16 protein-coding genes and 1 riboswitch are annotated in these 16,711 nt (G+C 38.0%); of the genes, 4 read left to right on the forward strand and 12 right to left on the reverse strand.

Annotated features, from left to right (window positions below):
* Window positions 1-361 precede the first annotated feature (361 nt).
* Window positions 362-467, forward strand: a riboswitch (TPP riboswitch).
* An 86-nt stretch (window positions 468-553) separates the two neighbouring features.
* From thiW to thiE, 3 genes are read left to right on the forward strand one after another with little or no spacing between them, the layout of a single operon-like run.
* Window positions 554-1,039: an energy coupling factor transporter S component ThiW gene (thiW, locus tag IEX94_RS10990; RefSeq protein WP_188857269.1), complete on the forward strand. Its 486-nt coding sequence runs from the start codon at window positions 554-556 to the stop codon at window positions 1,037-1,039.
* Between the two features lie 30 nt (window positions 1,040-1,069).
* Window positions 1,070-1,894 (forward strand): bifunctional hydroxymethylpyrimidine kinase/phosphomethylpyrimidine kinase, encoded by an 825-nt coding sequence (gene thiD, locus IEX94_RS10995; protein WP_188857278.1) that lies wholly within the window; start codon window positions 1,070-1,072, stop codon window positions 1,892-1,894.
* A 2-nt stretch (window positions 1,895-1,896) separates the two neighbouring features.
* A complete protein-coding gene (thiE, locus tag IEX94_RS11000; protein WP_188857280.1) occupies window positions 1,897-2,520 on the forward strand; it encodes a thiamine phosphate synthase in 624 nt (207 codons plus the stop codon).
* A gap of 270 nt (window positions 2,521-2,790) precedes the next feature.
* On the opposite strand, the gene IEX94_RS19815 is transcribed toward thiE, so the two are convergent.
* The 12 genes from IEX94_RS19815 to IEX94_RS11055 form a co-directional block, all read right to left on the reverse strand.
* Window positions 2,791-2,913 carry a hypothetical protein gene (locus tag IEX94_RS19815; protein WP_229782677.1) on the reverse strand — a complete coding sequence of 41 codons (123 nt, stop codon included), beginning with the start codon at window positions 2,911-2,913 and terminating at the stop codon, window positions 2,791-2,793.
* Window positions 2,914-2,918: 5 nt separating this feature from the next.
* Window positions 2,919-3,155 (reverse strand): hypothetical protein, encoded by a 237-nt coding sequence (locus IEX94_RS19820; RefSeq protein ID WP_229782678.1) that lies wholly within the window; start codon window positions 3,153-3,155, stop codon window positions 2,919-2,921.
* 10 nt (window positions 3,156-3,165) lie between these two features.
* Window positions 3,166-4,044, reverse strand: a complete 879-nt coding sequence (locus IEX94_RS11010; RefSeq protein ID WP_188857283.1) for a 5'-3' exonuclease — start codon at window positions 4,042-4,044, stop codon at window positions 3,166-3,168.
* Window positions 4,045-7,680 carry a dynamin family protein gene (locus IEX94_RS11015; protein WP_188857292.1) on the reverse strand — a complete coding sequence of 1,212 codons (3,636 nt, stop codon included), beginning with the start codon at window positions 7,678-7,680 and terminating at the stop codon, window positions 4,045-4,047. It abuts the gene before it with no gap.
* A gap of 401 nt (window positions 7,681-8,081) precedes the next feature.
* The gene (locus IEX94_RS11020; protein WP_188857294.1) at window positions 8,082-8,708 is read right to left on the reverse strand and encodes a KwaA family protein; all 627 of its coding nucleotides are present in this window, start codon (window positions 8,706-8,708) and stop codon (window positions 8,082-8,084) included.
* A gap of 25 nt (window positions 8,709-8,733) precedes the next feature.
* Entirely contained in the window at window positions 8,734-9,651 is a 918-nt protein-coding gene (locus IEX94_RS11025; protein WP_229782679.1) for a Kiwa anti-phage protein KwaB-like domain-containing protein, read from the reverse strand.
* Between the two features lie 190 nt (window positions 9,652-9,841).
* On the reverse strand, window positions 9,842-10,684 hold the full coding sequence (locus IEX94_RS11030) for an N-acetylmuramoyl-L-alanine amidase (protein WP_188857297.1): 843 nt from the start codon (window positions 10,682-10,684) through the stop codon (window positions 9,842-9,844).
* A 92-nt stretch (window positions 10,685-10,776) separates the two neighbouring features.
* On the reverse strand, window positions 10,777-11,169 hold the full coding sequence (locus IEX94_RS11035; RefSeq protein WP_188857306.1) for a phage holin family protein: 393 nt from the start codon (window positions 11,167-11,169) through the stop codon (window positions 10,777-10,779).
* A 297-nt stretch (window positions 11,170-11,466) separates the two neighbouring features.
* On the reverse strand, window positions 11,467-12,024 hold the full coding sequence (locus tag IEX94_RS11040; protein WP_188857308.1) for a hypothetical protein: 558 nt from the start codon (window positions 12,022-12,024) through the stop codon (window positions 11,467-11,469).
* Window positions 12,025-12,082: 58 nt separating this feature from the next.
* Entirely contained in the window at window positions 12,083-12,343 is a 261-nt protein-coding gene (locus IEX94_RS11045; RefSeq protein WP_188857311.1) for a hypothetical protein, read from the reverse strand.
* On the reverse strand, window positions 12,318-12,728 hold the full coding sequence (locus tag IEX94_RS11050; protein ID WP_188857313.1) for a hypothetical protein: 411 nt from the start codon (window positions 12,726-12,728) through the stop codon (window positions 12,318-12,320). The genes IEX94_RS11045 and IEX94_RS11050 overlap by 26 nt, the downstream gene beginning before the upstream one ends.
* Before the next feature lies 1 nt (window position 12,729).
* The gene (locus IEX94_RS11055; RefSeq protein ID WP_188857321.1) at window positions 12,730-16,392 is read right to left on the reverse strand and encodes a phage tail spike protein; all 3,663 of its coding nucleotides are present in this window, start codon (window positions 16,390-16,392) and stop codon (window positions 12,730-12,732) included.
* Between the two features lie 102 nt (window positions 16,393-16,494).
* Between IEX94_RS11055 and IEX94_RS11060 the strand changes: the two genes are divergently transcribed.
* Window positions 16,495-16,707, forward strand: coding sequence for a hypothetical protein (locus IEX94_RS11060; RefSeq protein WP_188857324.1), 213 nt, complete (start codon window positions 16,495-16,497; stop codon window positions 16,705-16,707).
* Window positions 16,708-16,711: the final 4 nt, after the last annotated feature.

The raw sequence follows: 16,711 nt of genomic DNA on the forward strand, positions 1-16,711 counted from the left end.
TTTTTGTTCGGATTTAATTCATATTAGAATAGTTATGTCCCAGCCTCGTCCGTCTTTTTATTTATTTAACCGCCTTAAAGAAGAAGGAGTCAACCTTCATTACTATGCTCAAATAAGGAATTCGCACGCTATGTCGGACAGTTTATGCTCGATTTAATGCGTGATAACACCAACTGAAATCATTCCCCGTTTTGCTAACCGAATCCGTGCAATCCATTTATAAGCTTACCGGGTCGGAGAAATTGAGGTGGGCAAGTATCCTGGTGAAGCCATAGAGAAAACTGGTTCTTGTCTATACCTTTTTTCAAAACATGTGACATTTATGAAAACTTTTGCTATGCTAGATTCGAACTAAATAATATGAAACTACTAGGGGTGCCCTAACTGGGCTGAGAGGAAAGTGTGTTTCCGACTCTTATCGACCTGATCTGGTTAATGCCAGCGTAGGGAAGTAGTGAGATTGTTCTCATAACTATTTTCTTGTGAAGCCAGGTCTAATCATGACCTGGCTTTTTAATTGGTTGATTTTACCCCTTAAGATTGGAGGTCAAGTATGAATAAAACCCGTCTCATCACGACGATGGCCGTCTTTATCGCAATTGGAACAATCAGCGCACAATTAATCTGGTTTCCCGCCGGTGTAGCCCGCGCTTATCCAGTACAGCATGCGATTAATGTCGTAGCCGCTGTCACCTTGGGACCCGGTCCGGCAGTCATTATTGCTTTCATTATCAGTCTATTACGCAATATGCTCGGACTAGGAACCTTATTAGCCTTCCCAGGTGCAATGGTCGGCGCTTTTCTTGCAGGGTTCCTGTATAAGCAAACCAAGAAGCAATCGCTCGCCGCATTAGGTGAAGGGATTGGCAGTGGGGTTATTGGTGCATTATTTGCAGTGCCATTTGCTTATGTATTTATGGGGACATCGGCCGGTGCATTTGTTTTCATCCCCCCATTCCTTGTAAGCAGTATATCTGGAGCAATTCTTGGACTGCTCGTTGTATCTAAAGTTTACACCAAGGGCTTAATAAAAAATTAAAATGAGTAAGTTGATGAAGGAGAATGTTCAATGAAGAATGTTGCATGTGCTCTAACGATAGCGGGTACGGACCCGAGCGGCGGTGCTGGAATTCACGCCGATCTGAAAACGTTTCAGGAATTGAAAACTTATGGGATGTCGGTTATCACCTCCATCGTGTCCCAAAACACGACAGGTGTTCAAGCTGTTTCCCACGTCTCTCTAGAAATGATCGAACAGCAACTAGACTCGATTATTTCTGATATGCCTATCCATGCATTTAAAACAGGGATGATTGCCAATCAGGATATGATGAAATTGATTTATAATAAAATAAAGCATTTGGATGCACCTTATGTTATGGACCCGGTCATGGTTGCCACAAGCGGTGACACATTGATTGAACGCGATTCCCGTAATTATCTGCGGAAGAATTTGCTTCCGCTTACAACAATTGTAACTCCAAATATTCCAGAAACAGAATATCTAATAGGTGAAAAAGTTGAAACCGATGAGGACATGAAGCAGGCTGCCGAAATGCTTGTGAAAAATTTTGGCGCGAAAGCTGCACTAGTTAAAGGCGGTCACCGCGAAGGCGATGCGGTTGATTTCCTTTATGATGGTTCAAGGATCCATAGCTTTTCGGCTCCCCGAATAAATACAAATAATACACATGGTACAGGTTGTACGTATGCAGCAGCGATAACTGCTAATCTAAGCCAAGGCCTCCCTCTTAACATTGCGGTTAAACAGGCAAAACATTATGTAACGCTCGCGATCAAGTATTCTTTGGACTTAGGAGCTGGTAGCGGACCGACGAATCATTGGGCACCGCGTATCCATACAAATAATTTAACGACAACTGAGGTGGAGTAACGATGTCATCATTTAATCCATTAAGCTTAAGGAAATATTTCATTATGGGTAGTCAAAATGTTAAAGGTAATCCCGTTGCTGTTCTGGAGCAAGCAATACAAGCTGGAATTACAATTTTCCAATTTCGGGAAAAAGGTCCAGGCTCCCTTTCAGGAGATAGTAAAATTAAGTTAGGAAAAGAATTGCGGGCAGTTTGTAGCGTACATCAAATTCCATTTATTGTTAATGATGATGTAGAATTAGTAGACAAATTAGATGCAGATGGGATACATGTCGGGCAAGATGATCAATCGGTGAAAGAATTACGGGAGATGTTTCCTAATAAAATCATTGGATTATCTGTTTCAAATCAGGACGAATTAAATAATAGTGCGCTAGAATATGTTGATTATATAGGTGCTGGTCCAGTGTTCCTTACTACAACGAAAGTGGATGCAAAATCTAGTGTCGGGTTGGATTGGATCCGTTTCTTGCGTGCAGAATTCCCTGAGTTTCCGATAGTCGGAATCGGTGGGATTAATACAACAAATGCGAGCTCAGTATTAAAAGCTGGAGCAAATGGTGTTTCTTTCATATCCGCTGTAACGAGAGCAGAAGATATAAAAGAAGCAGTAAGTAAATTATAATATTCTTATTTTTGTTCGCTATGGCAAATAACAGACAGGAAATTATGAACGGTGTATACAATGGAATCTGCTCCAGCGCTTTATATTCACCACAAGAGTGCCTTCTGGGCGTTGATAAAATACGTAAAAGATTTAAATCGATACGCAAGGCATCTACCTTATATCAAAGAATAAGCATAGAAAACAGCCTCATACATTTTTGTACGAGGCTGTATTTTTATTTATTTTTTGGAAGCAATCGGTCATCAACCGGAATCTCCGGTCTTATATCTAAGAGCATAGAGATGAATTGATCCCTATTTTCCGGCGATATAGCAACTCGTCAAGTTTACTACAAGATATTTGTATTCGTTTTAAGGATAGTGCCGGAGAGTTAAGCGGCATTTTTGACAAAGCAATTAATTTAATGTCCGGGATATGAACAGTCTGCCGAATCGGGCCATAATAGATTTTATCTTGTCCCCTTCTATTTTATATCCAGTCCGGAACCAGAACCAGAGCAGAAATGCAGCTAATCCGAACATAATGAACATGATAGTAACCTGCCCTTTTAAGAGCGGAAATAATATCCCAAGTAGCGAAATTATCCAGACGATGCCAGTTATCCACTTGTCTCTTATGGATGGAAAATACATAGACTTCCTCCTATTTGGCACTTACTGCGAGCATCCGGTCTAAATTTTTAAATTCGAGCGATTCCAGTTTCGGTTCAATCTTTGTTCGATCGAATCTTTTCTGTGCCGTTTCCAGCTCACAAGAGACGGGTACATCACATTTAATTTCAGCAAGTTCCCTTGAAATGTGAAGCATCTCAAGATCGGTTTCTAATTTGGTACGGATCCCTTTTGTTAATTGATCCGTATTAGCTAGAAGTCCTTCAATGGATTGATACTCTTTAATTAATCGAAGCGCGGTCTTTTCCCCTATTCCTTTTACACCTGGGTAATTATCTGCGCTATCTCCCATTAATGCTTTCATATCAACGACTTGGTGTGGATATATCCCTTTTTTCTCAAAGAAGTTTTCTCTTGTAAACAATTCATAGTTCCCTTGTCCTTTTCTCATGATCGAGACGTGTATATTCTCATCAACTAGTTGAAGCATATCCTGATCTCCTGTTAGAACAATAACCTCGTGATCTGCTTGAAATAGACGAGCAAGCGTACCAATACAGTCATCCGCTTCATAATTTTCCAGACCGACATTTGGAATGTTGAAAGCTTCGACGACTTCTTTAATTAAGTCAAATTGTGGTACAAGCTCTTCCGGGGGTGCTCCACGGTTTGCTTTATAATCTGGATAAATTTCATTACGGAACGTTTTGCTCCCCATGTCCCAGCAACAAATTACGTGGCTCGGTTCATACGTGTCAACTGCATCAAGGAAATACCGTAAAAATTGATAAATTCCATTTGTTGGTATTCCTTCACTTGTTTTCATAAAGTTTCCTCGGAAGGCAGTAGCGAAAAATCCTCTAAATAACAATGCCATTCCGTCTACTAATAAAATCTTATTCTTTTTCATTTATATATCTACTCCTACCTTTTCTTCCATTATGAGTTTTTCCAACTGTTCTAGTGTATCATCTAATCTTGGAAGTTCTGCTGGTGCTGCTAATATCGTGAAGTAATTAGAAACTTGTTGCTCCAGTCGTTGGATGGTTGACTCTTTCATCACCTTGATTAGTTCTTGCCACTGCTCTTTGTAACCTGAAACCATCCTCTCTTGATTTGCTTGGATAAACTTTTCAACTGATGGTAAAAGCATTTGATACAGTTCTTCTTTCATTGTTTCTTTTTCATTTTGTACGAAAAATGCTTTTGTTCCTTTATATTTTCCAATAATAGGTTGGAAGAGTTTCATTTGTATAGCTGGCATTTTCTCCTCATAATCCGGTGTATATAATTCATAATCAAACTGGTCCGGTAAAGCAAATAGTGAATTAATCTCCTTATTTCTTTGATGCATTGCCTGGTATACCTCATTTGCCAATCGTAATGTATGGCGTTCCATCCTTAAAGATACGGCTTGAAGTTCTTGATTAAGTTCAAATTGAATATATTCGATTAAGTTCTCTAGCGCATTCCTCAACTCGGCAGTTGCTTTTCTGCCATTTTCAGTAATTGTTGTTGGATTGAACATTTCCTTAAACATATCGTGATAACGAATACTAAGTCGCTCTATAACATAGTAGAGCTGCTTCTCAATCCGTTGCTCGAGCTGCTGCATATAGACATCCGTTTCATATGTGCGAACATATGTAGCGGCTTGTGTCTGGTCTTGTTTTATCCGCTCTTTTTGCTGCTCTTTATCTGCTTCATCAAGTGTGATAGAGGAAATATAGTGTTCCATTGTTTCATACGCTCGCTTCATATCCCATAAGGCACTGTCAATTGTTAATGAAGCTAAGTCATGATGAATAAAGGAATAAAATTGGCTTTCAAATGCTTCCATTTGCCCGTTTAATGGAAGTTGTTTTACCTTCTCACTAAGCGACTGTTTACTAGATACTGGAAATAATCTGGCATTCCGAATCCCAAGTTTTGTTAATTCGTCTGTGACATAAGTCGTGACGAGCTGTAATTCCTCTTTACTTTCCGCAAGATCGGCAGCATTAACAATGAAAAACATTTTATCCAATTGAAATGCTTCTTTTACCCGGCCGAGTTGTAAAAGAAAATCTCGGTCGGCGCGTGATAACGCATGATTATAATACGTGACATAAAGGATAGCGTCCGCATGTTTAATATAATTGAATGCCACATTCGTGTGCCGGGCATTCACCGAATCCGCACCAGGAGTGTCTACTAAACTGATACCTTGTCTTGTAATGGGGCTATCATAATAGACATCGATTGCTTCAACGAAACAAGCCATCGTCTCATCTGCGACATAAGCGACAAATTCATCAAAGGGGATTGTCCGCTTTTTCCCGATATATTCTTTATTGGCAATATAGCCTTTCATCATGGCGCGGATATAAGCTTGGTACATCTTATTTAAACGTGCATCTTCAGCAATATTCTTCTTATCAATCCATGTAAGCAGCCGATCGAGGGTATCCCCCTTTGGAGAGAATTTATCCGTCATATCGGTTAATTCCTCATATAATTTCGCTTCCTGCTTCATTGTCACAATGACCGTACCGTGCGGGTATTCTTCTGTTATTGGATGGATGCGGTTGACAGTTGCCGTCGTTGGGTTCGGTGAAACAGGTAACACATTTTCTCCAATCAATGCGTTGGAAAAAGATGACTTACCAGCACTGAATGCACCAAATAGAGCAATCGTAAATGTTCGATTTTTAAGCCTATCTTGCTTCCTTTTAAGATCTGTTATTAAATCGGTAAAACCTGGGATTTTCTCCGTAAGCGTGATTGTCTGCTCAATCCGTTTCAGCATTTCTTCAGCTGACAGATTCGTAGGTTGTGCTTCTGCTTCCACTACAGCTTTTATCTCCGTCTTAGTTTCTTCCTGATTTTTTTCATAAATAGACTGCTCGGCGATAACAAATTTATCTTCTTTCCGCTTTGCTTCAGTCAGCGTTTGTTCCCATTCTCTTTCATCGACACGCGGGAAGGCGAATACTTCATCTATTACGCTGATCTTGCTTTCCAATTCAGCTTGAATTTTATTGTATTTATCGATAACCTTCCGTACTTCTTCAAGACTTTCTGAAGATGTTTCTTGTTTTGCCAATGTTTCAGCATGCTTATCCGCTAGTGCTTGCTGGATCACTTCAAGAAAATCTAAGGAGCGCCGCCTGAATTTAGCTTTAATATCGCTTGCGACGTCATTTGTATAATTTAATACATACTCCCCGTTCACTTGAGCGCCATGCTTTAATAACTTTTCAAAATCAGAGTGATCATAATTGATTGAGAAATTATTCACTTCTTCGATTAACGCTTGATCAGTCAGTGCATAGTCCTTCAGGAGCTGAACATATTTATCCCTCAGCTTCCATTGAATTGATGAGCGAATTGTTTCTTGGATTAATTGCTCAAATTCTTCTCTGCGGTTGGCCCTTTCTTCCTCGGTTTTCTTCTTGGATCCAAACAAGCCTACTTTAAAACGTGGTTGCTCGGCTTCAAGATAACTTTCAGCAAGATCACGTACTTCTTTCGGCATTAAATACGCATTTTGCAATGTTTGTTTTAATTCCGATTGAAACGTCTCTTCCAATTCTTCTGGCTCTTTCGCAAGATTTCTCATTAGTTTCTCAGCAGTTTCCATATGAGCCAACTGTTGTTCTACATCTTCATCCATTTCTATTTCGCTCTTTAGTTCATCATACTGCTGTTCCAGGAAGGATTTATGCTTCTCCATAACCTGTTTGACTGAGGCTTGAATATTGAAATGCGTGTCTCCTTCATTTTCTAGGATGGAAAACAATGTAGTTTTTACCTTGTTGAATTCATTGATTGTTAGCGAAGGATCATAAAGTGATGTATAAAAAACTTCGACAGGTTGAATATTCCAAGCTGTAAAGGTTTGCCTGATACTTTCTTTGAAACTGGCAAATGATAATTCCTTTTCATTATGTTTATCAATCTGATTAATTATTAAATAAAATGGGATTTGATTTTCTTGTAGTGATTGAAGAAAATACAAATTAACTTCAGATTGGACATGATTATAGTCCACGACATAAAACAGGACATCTACTAAGTGAAGTGCACTCTCCGTCATTAAGCGGTCAGCATCATCCGCAGCATCAATCCCCGGTGTATCCATTAGCGCTGCTTTATGTGGTATAATTACTTCTTTCGTACTGATTTCGATTCGCTTAATTTCATCTTTATCTGTTGAATAGGCCTTAATCATATCAAGATCGTAAGGTTCCTGATACTCAATAGGATCCCCTTTGGTAAAGAAGACTCTTGCCCAGCCCTCTCCAGATGTTAACTTAACAATATTTGCACTCGTTGGAATCGGACTTTTTGGCAAAATATCCTTTCCAAGCAGTGCATTAATCATGGATGACTTTCCCGCTGAAAAATGTCCTGAGAAACTGACGACGAGCTCCTTATCATGTAACTTTTGATACAACTCCAATATTTTCTTTGCATTTTCCTCATCATTATTTGCCTGCATCAGTTGATAAAGAGCTGCAAGCTGTTCTTCGTTCAACTCTGTTCCTGTATTAACCTGCACCATGAATACTTTCTCCTGCCCCTCTTAAAATAACGATTTTAATCTATTATACGTAATAATTTTTATTGAACGCAAATTACATCATTAAAACATGTACCCCTAATACTAACAATCGTTTAGTTGTTTTACAACTTTATTGGATATGTAAGATAAGGCAGGTTAATGAACCGATTTGGGGCTACTTTTGGGGCTGAATTGGGGCTACATAATATCATGTGGGTAGGCTTTAAAACAACTGACGAATATAAATTAGACCGCTAATGCAGCGGTCTTTTTTAAACTATTCAAACACTTGCGGGTAAACCAGAGGTATTAATGAGGAAATATCTGGCTAATGTGGTGTTAGAGAGATGAGATATCGAGTTTAAAAAATATTTGCCGCTAAATACTAGCGGCCAAATAAATTAATATAAGTCATCTTCATTTTTAGGTTTTGTTTTATGCTCGGTTAAAACATAAATATCCCCGATTAGATTTACCTTATTAACAGATAGTTGTCTTTTTGCAATGATTCTCAACTTTGATTTACTTATTTTTGTAATATAAACATCTTCTTCTGCAGAAAACACATTGTATCCGCATATATTATATAAAGGATTCATAAATAGTTGATCGTTTTTAACATAAAAAGTACCAATGATTATAAATAATAGTAAATTTATTACTAAGCTTCTAGAACTACTTATGTCCATTGATAAGAGAGGTACTATGTAAGTGACTATATACCCCATGGTATCCTCTCTAACAAATTCGGCATTTTTAATTACCCCCACTCTACCCTCAGTTTTTGTGTAAACTAAGAAGAAAAGACTGACTCCAAACATGGATAAAAAAAACATAATCATTAAGCCAATCCAAAAAAACGACTCAGTAGTGCTATTGTTAATAAATTGGTTTAGGAATTGATTAAACGATAGGATTTCCCCATGCTTATCATAAATACGAATGTTTTGAACCATAAGTAATAAATACAAAGGTATAAAAGATGACAGGTAGAAGAGTATTTTTTGAATTGTTCGATTGAACTTCATAACTCATCCCCCATTAATGTTATATTTATTGTGTAATGTCCTCCCCGATACGTCCCAACATAAGAGAAAGATAGTAAGCATCGGCGATACAGAAGAGTATTTGGCTCCTAACTTCCCTGTTACTCATATACACTATTTGACCTTCCTCATTTAATTCAATATCTAAGTCTGCTTCAGCAATTACACCAGGTAATAGGTGTGCCATCTCTAGAAATCCTTCTATACGTCCTGGAGTGTTTATAATTTTGGTTATCCTTTTAGATGCTTGTCTATCATTTAAACAGTCGTCTCTAAATTCTCCAAAATTCGCTATTACATTTCCGTCTTGAATTCTGTCCAATGCCTCAGTAGCTCTTCCAATAAAATAGTCGCTTAAATTAAAAATTGTTTGTAAAGCAAATCTATTAACGATTAGCATTTCACCTCGAAAAACTAATATATCAACATCCCTATCTAATCCTATAAACAATTCATTGTCTACCTTTCTTAAGGTATTATCTTCAATTACTCCTAAAATTCCACGTCTTATCTTTTTCATCTTAGTAAACCTTCTAAAAACATACATTGACTCACCATTATGAGTAAATCTTATACAGTAAAAATTAATTGATTCTAGATCTAACTCCCCTAAATCACCGTGAATATTATCTTCTTCCTCAATTTCCTCTATGGTATCGTTAACGTAGGCAACTTCCAAATTAGCTACAGCTAAGTATCCATCTTGTCCAACGTTAGGATTATATTGTTCTTGGGGTAATTCGAATAACCTCATTTGAAATACTTCATTGTATAATCCTTTTAGCTCTCTCCTTACGGTTCTATGCACTGCTGGTTCAAACACTTCGTAATTTGTCCCTATTTTTTGCACTAATTTCACTGAAACCGATGCTGGGTTTGTTGTATCAAGCCCTTGCAAGAATTGATTAACTTCATTAATATTCAATTTAATCCCCCCTCTGAGTATTAATAACTTAATTCTACAAAAGGGAGCATAATTCCTTCTTTTTATCTAATTAATTTACAATCGTAATAAAATTGAACTAGTAACTTTGATACTCAAATAAAATAAGCCCGGGTTTTCCACGCCCGGGCTTTAGTGTGTTTGCCACATATTATAACACTTTAATTATACCTCATTTAACTCTTAAGCGTTGTCCTGGCTGAATAACATCACTCGTCAAGCCATTCAAGCTCTTGATAGCATTAACAGTAGTATTATACTGTTGAGCGATTCCCCATAAGGTTTCTCCACTTTTTACAGTATGATAAACAGCCCCGCCACCACTGACAATTAACACTTGTCCAGGCTGAATGACATCCCCAGTTAATCCGTTTAAATCTTTCAGCTGCTGTACAGTCATGTTGTGGGCTTGAGCAATACTCCAAAGTGTATCCCCTTTTTTAACAGTGTACGTATTACCTCCACCGCCGGACTTTCTTTTCAATCCTAAGGCTTGTGCAATGCCATTTGCATGTCCTAATGCAATACGATTCAGGTATGCATCTGATTTGAGCTTATTTGCATCGGCCACCGTATCAATGAATCCATTTTCGGTTAACACAGCTGGCATGTTTGATTCGCGCAAGACATGGAAATTCGCACGTTTCTTCCCACGATTTCTAAAGTCCACTTGCTTCATCACTTCTGCATGTAGCTTATCGCGATACGTTACAGTATTGCTGGACACACTACCATTGTAAATGTAATCTTCATAGCCGGTACCACCACCAGCATTGATGTGGATTGATACAAAGTAATCAGCTCCCCAACTATTTGCATCATTAGTACGTTGTGCTAAGCTAAATGTCTTATCGGTTGTCCGACTCATTCGGATGCTATGCCCTTCATAATCCCGATTCAAAATATCGCGGACTTTTAGAGCAATTTTTAACGTTACATCTTTCTCCTTAAGTCCATTGGCTTGTGCTCCTGGGTCCGTACCACCGTGTCCTGGGTCTAAATAAATTTTACTCATTATAAATCTCCTCCTAATAATTTTTATTATTAAAAAAGTGGCTTGCCCGTTTGGACTAGCCACTTGATTAATCAATTGTTTTATAAAGTGTGTTATTTCTCTTTTTTGTCAAAAATATTTTTAAAGAACTCAATAAAAGGATCCATGCTCTTGTCATCCTCGGCCAGTTTAAAATGATTTAATACCGAATTAATCTCACTCAGTAAATACCCAAAATAAAGTACATACAGCGCACTGATTCCCAGTGGCTCTGGCATCAACAATGCGACTGGGATTGAATATACAAGCAAAATAAATAAAAGCAATTTCCGGGCTATCCCAAAAATTGCTTTTGAACTTGAAAAATCTACCTTTGGATTAAACTTAGCGTTAATCCAACCGACAGTAAAGTCGATAATATTCGCCCCCATAATTAAAGCTAAAATATAAATTAATTTTGTGTTATCTGATTCCAAGAAACGCTGCAACCATTCTATCATTTGCATCTATACTCACCTTTCTTTGTTAATTATTCTTTCTCGTATTTCTCCAAAAGAAAAAGCACCCCATTTGGAGTGCACATCCACTATTACATATTCATATTTCTATAGCGCACGAATCACAAATCGGTTCTGCACCATCTTCTTTTATCATTTCAACCTCAATCTCACTAAATTCAGTACCGCATTTTAGGCATTTCATAGATTATCCCTCCAGTGTCAATTATTCGAGATAAGGAGCAATTATCCTCTTTTTACCTACCAACTTTCAATAAAAATCACCCCATCAGGAGCGCTTCTTAATTAGGTATTATTATTTTTTACATCCTTTAATCTTCCTAGTAGAAATAAATGGAAATCATAAACCAAAGTAGAACATGAAAGAATAGACTTCATTAAATAGTAGAGTGCTTCTTTTACAAAACCATGTCGTATGCAATATCGAAAAGCATATTTATTTGCATTAAATTCAACTCTACTAAAGAAATTATAATGCATCCATCGTAATAGTCTCTTTAATAATTTCTCGTTAGTAGGTGTTATATTTAACTTGATTTTAAACCTTTTCTTTTCACTGTTCTTATACTGCCAGGCATGTCGCATTTCATGAGCCAACGTACCAATCAATTGCTCGTTTCTTACTAAAACCACTTTATCTAAATGCCACAAAAATACACCGTTTATTATCTTTGATTTAATTAATAGCTCGGTTAACGATATGTCACACTTTTCTTTATAAAACTGTTCATACTTTACCAATCTTTCTTTTTCGTCATTTACTGGTATGACAATGACCTCATCATCAAGATTCAACTTTTTCTTCAATTCTTTAACATGATCTTGAAATGTTAATTTACTCATAATGTCTACCTCCTTACCCACTTTATCGGAATAAGAAGGGATTATTTAACTTTAATTGTTAAACATCCAGCAATCCAGACTTGTATTTGTTTAAATCGTCGATATACTCCTGCACATCCGCAAGCACCTTATCGACAACCAAAGCACGTAAACCATTAGTATTGCTCTTATTAGCTTCGTACTGTTCTTTGGTGATTTGTACAGGAGTGTTATTGGAAAACTTAAATCCTGACGTAATAAACTGTAACTCCACGCCTGTATATTCTTCACCATAGCCATTGTCATATTTAAAATTAATTCCCGTTATTGTCACTCTCATTTACATCCTCTCCTTCATCTAAATTAAATGCATCATACAAAACAGAAAGAGCGTAAGCATCGTCCCCGGAGAACTCTTGCTCACACTCTTCGCTAGTTAATTCTTTAATTTTTGCTTTAACAACGTTCAGTGGCTTTAACATGTTACTCCCTTCTACGGTTACTGTTTCATCAAAATATGCCTTTAATTCTTGTTCTAACCATTGTTTTGGTTTATCCTTCCCATCCTCTCGAATTGTCCTTTCTCCTGCAACAACAGTTTCTAATTGTTCACTTAGATAGTTCGTAAGCTTGGAGCGATTAACACTCTTTAAACCTTTAAAATTCTCATTTTCAAGGAAGATAATTACCTTTTCCAAATCAATATTTCTGATCTTAATTTTCATATCATGCTGCCTCCAATTTATTTATTCTCGCTTCAAGGCGAGCCACTTTTAATATTAATTCTTCCCTTGTCAGTTCTATCTTTTCATCTACTTCTTGAATAGCTTTCCAGCTGACACTGTTCATGGCGTATTGCTCCACTCCGTCGCCATCGATAACATGCTTAGGGGTATTATAACCTTCACCAATTACTAAGCCATAACGGAGCTTTTCAGTACCTTTTAATCGGTATTGATAAATTGTACTTTGATTAATCACTGCTAGTGCCGATTCATTCCAGGCACGAATATCATCTTTGTATTCTGCCAAGGATCCGGTCGGAAAGCTTGCTGCTCTTAATGGATGATATCTTCCGGCAGTGTCTGCAATTCTAACTTCATTGCTACTAGAAACATGCGGCCGGATGTAAAGATGGGAGTTTTCTGTTGCTATTAACTGATTTTGAAACGTAACATTTCGTGATACAGTTAATTGCCCCATCACCCCAACATCTTGAGCTCTCAAATCAGCATAAGCATTATCACCATAGTGTCTAATTTGAAGCTCTCTTGTTGAACCTGCCAACATTTTTAAAGCAACTGTACCACCGGTAATAATTGCATGGTCGTACCCGTCATCAGACAGTCCAAAGCGTATCATATTTGTACCTTTAGCCATCATTGCAAACAAGTTACGTCTACTACTTACACCAGCTCCACCAGAAGCACCACCACGGTTAATGTGTAAGTAAGTGTAAGGATCCCGCTGGAATCTAAATGCTTCTCCGCTGTAATCAATCCTGCCGTTAAAGTTGTTTCCAGTCCCTCCAAATGTTAGCTTAGCGCTACCCATCGATAAATTACCGTTATTTAAGTTAAACGTCACGCTATTATTTTGGGATTGCAAAATACCACCAACAATACTATTGGCGGTTAACCCTATTACTGTTAATTTACCTACATCAAGCGTACCGGCTGTTATTTTACCAGCGTTAAGGTTTGTGATATTTGCGTTACCAACTCGGAAAGTACCTGTGACTGTTGTATCCCCATCAAGGATTAGCTTTTTACCAGAGATTAAAACACCAGAAGTATCAATATTTATCTGGTTGACAACGTCGCCTTTTTGGACGCGTAGATTAATATTATCGGCTAGTTGGCTTATTTGGGATTGGGTTGCTAGGTCTTCAGGTGCCGGGGACCAGTCGGGAACTTTTGTTCCAAAACCAATGAACCAATCCTTAACATCTATAGTACCGTCATATGGAGTTATAGTAGAATTCCCATTATCTGCTGTATATAAAAGGAATCTAATATATTCCGTATCAGGATTCCTAGTAATTAAAGATTTCGGAACAGGCATTTTTAATGTAGTCCAACCATCACTTGCCTTTACATCAAAATAGCCTTCTTTTATTAAAGTGCTGGGAGTTTTCCCCCAGTCAGCAAACCTGAATCTAAGTTTCACATCCTTACTAACTCTAACGGTTATTGAAACACCCATATCCCTACCCAACCAACTTTTATCATAGATTGGATAGGTAGAATCGTTTAATTGTGAATAGGTACTTAACCCGCTATTGCCTTGAGGTTCATATCTCCGGTAATCATCAAACTCTGTAATTTTCAGTGGATGTGTATTACTATTGTTTGTTCTGAAGTTTGGCTTTTTGCTGTTACCTAAGATGTTCCTACCACCAATCTCAAGATCATCCAAATCATCCCTAACGCTTTTAATCGTACTATCCAAACTTTTAGAAGTCTGCGTAAGTGTATTAATATTTCCTTCCGCATCTGCCATCCTAGTTTGTAAAGCGTTGGCTAACTGTGTAACGGATGAAACGTTACCCTCCACATCTGACACACGAGTCTGCAAACCAGTTGCAAGCTGGGTAACAGATGAAATGTCACCTTCCGCATTTTCTAAACGTCTTGCATAATCGGTTGCTGTCTGTTGTAGAGTAGATATGTTTCCCTCTGCATCACGTAAATCAGATTGTAAAGTATTGGCTAGTTGCGTGACGGAAGATATGTTACCTTCCGCGTCAGTTACACGGGTCTGTAAACCTTTGGCAAGCTGCAAAGCACTACTAGCGTTACCCTGGGCATCTGATACATCTGTCCGCAATCCTTGTACAGACTGTTTAATCGTACTGATTTCACCTGTCTGTTCGTCAACCATTTTGCTTAATGTCGTCATATTGCCACGTATAGTAGTAGCTAAATCTAATGCGCTCCCAGCTGTACTTAATGCATCTTGCGCCTTGTCAAAGGACTTCTGGGCTTCTTCGATTGCTTCTGTAGCATTTCTAGTTGCAATGTTGGCATTTTCCACCGCTTCGTTGGCTCGGTTGCGGGCATTGTTTGCTGTTTCTTCAATGTCTTTGATCTCTTTACTGACAACTAATTGCCATTGAATACCATCATAACGATACGTACGAGTGTATTCACCGTCAACCACTCTAAACCATAGGTCACCCTCTACTAAGTCGCCTGTCGGTTCATCTGGTCCATAATAAATGGTGTTTTTGCCATCGATTCGTTTAATGGATTCGTTATAATCTTTCTCAATGACTTCAATTTTATCGTTGATGTCATTTGTTCTATCATCAATATTATTTATCCGGTCGGAGAATCTTGCTTTAACGCTGCCAACATCAACAGCTAGGTTTTTCTCGGCAAGCACATCATACTCAATACGGTTAACAATAGCTGTACCTTCTACATTTAACTTGCCATGTCTGACCGTTATGGTGTCACCCATACCAACAAGTTCTAATGCAGCAACATCTTTGTACTCTTCCGTTTCCCAAAGATGTTCAAACTGTACTTCCATCTCTACTTTGGGCTTGTCTCTGCCTGTTTCGACAAACCAGCCACTTGCGACATTTAATAAATCTTCTGCCGTTTCAATATCTTCTTCACTGGAGAAGTCCACAGGAAGGATATAAGGCATTTCATAGTCATTAATGTGCGGGCTGTCGATATATTTACCTGGTACAGTAATTAATTGTTCTGGTTCATCGTCAGTTGCTTCTTTAAAGACAAACGGAAATATCCTTGTTTTCAAACTGCTTATATCAAACTTGGCATTTAGTCCAGTAAGATTTTTCTTGTATGTGACTAGGACTCCATCATCACTGCCACGTCTGTCATGCATGACCAATCTAAAATTGTCACGCTCAATCTGGCCGCCCCAAATCTGCAGGACAGACCCTTCCATTCCTCCAATCATCTGTAAAGGATTGGTACGGTATAAGCTCGTACTTGACTGAGTGGTTGTGTTTGTACTTGTTACATCAAACGGATGTGGATAGGCTGTGCTTGATCCGATTAGTTCCATGACCTGCTTCTTGGTTAGATTATTTGCATGTAATTCCTCAACAAAATTATTTCCCAAGTCATACGTGACATGTTGGCCAGCAATAATAAGATTGTCGTTTTCGTGATTTTTGGTGATCGAGTAGATTCGGAAAAGCTGTTCGTCTTGTTTATCATTTGCCTTGGCTTTGATAAACATTTCTTCCTGGATAATGTCAGCTAAGAAACCCTCTGAATCGTATTCCATGTTTAATTCAAACATGCCGTTAAGTTCTTCAGTAGCTATCGCTGAAATAGTTCCGGTTAATAATCCTAAGCCGTTATGGATAAAGTTTGTTTCATTACTGTTGTATAAAACTGGGTACATTGGTTACCTCCTTTCCAGTCAGACATAAAATAAACATTTTGTACTATTTAAAAGGAAAAACCCCCTTCTTGTCGAATGGGTATATAGAAGGAGGTGATACATATGCCTGAAATTGAGATTAAACACGATGGACGCACTGTAGTGAGCCGTGAAGACATTCCATCAGTTACTGGTGGCACTGTAACAACAAAGATTAAATATGATGATGGAACTTATATTGAATGCGTAACAAACTCACAAGGTGAAGTTACCGTTAACAGTAACAAGACCTTCAACATCATGCCCGATGGGAGGACAATTCACCTTACGAATTAATACT

Source organism: Oceanobacillus indicireducens (genome assembly GCF_014647195.1).
Classification (GTDB): Bacteria; Bacillota; Bacilli; order Bacillales; family Amphibacillaceae; genus Oceanobacillus; species Oceanobacillus indicireducens.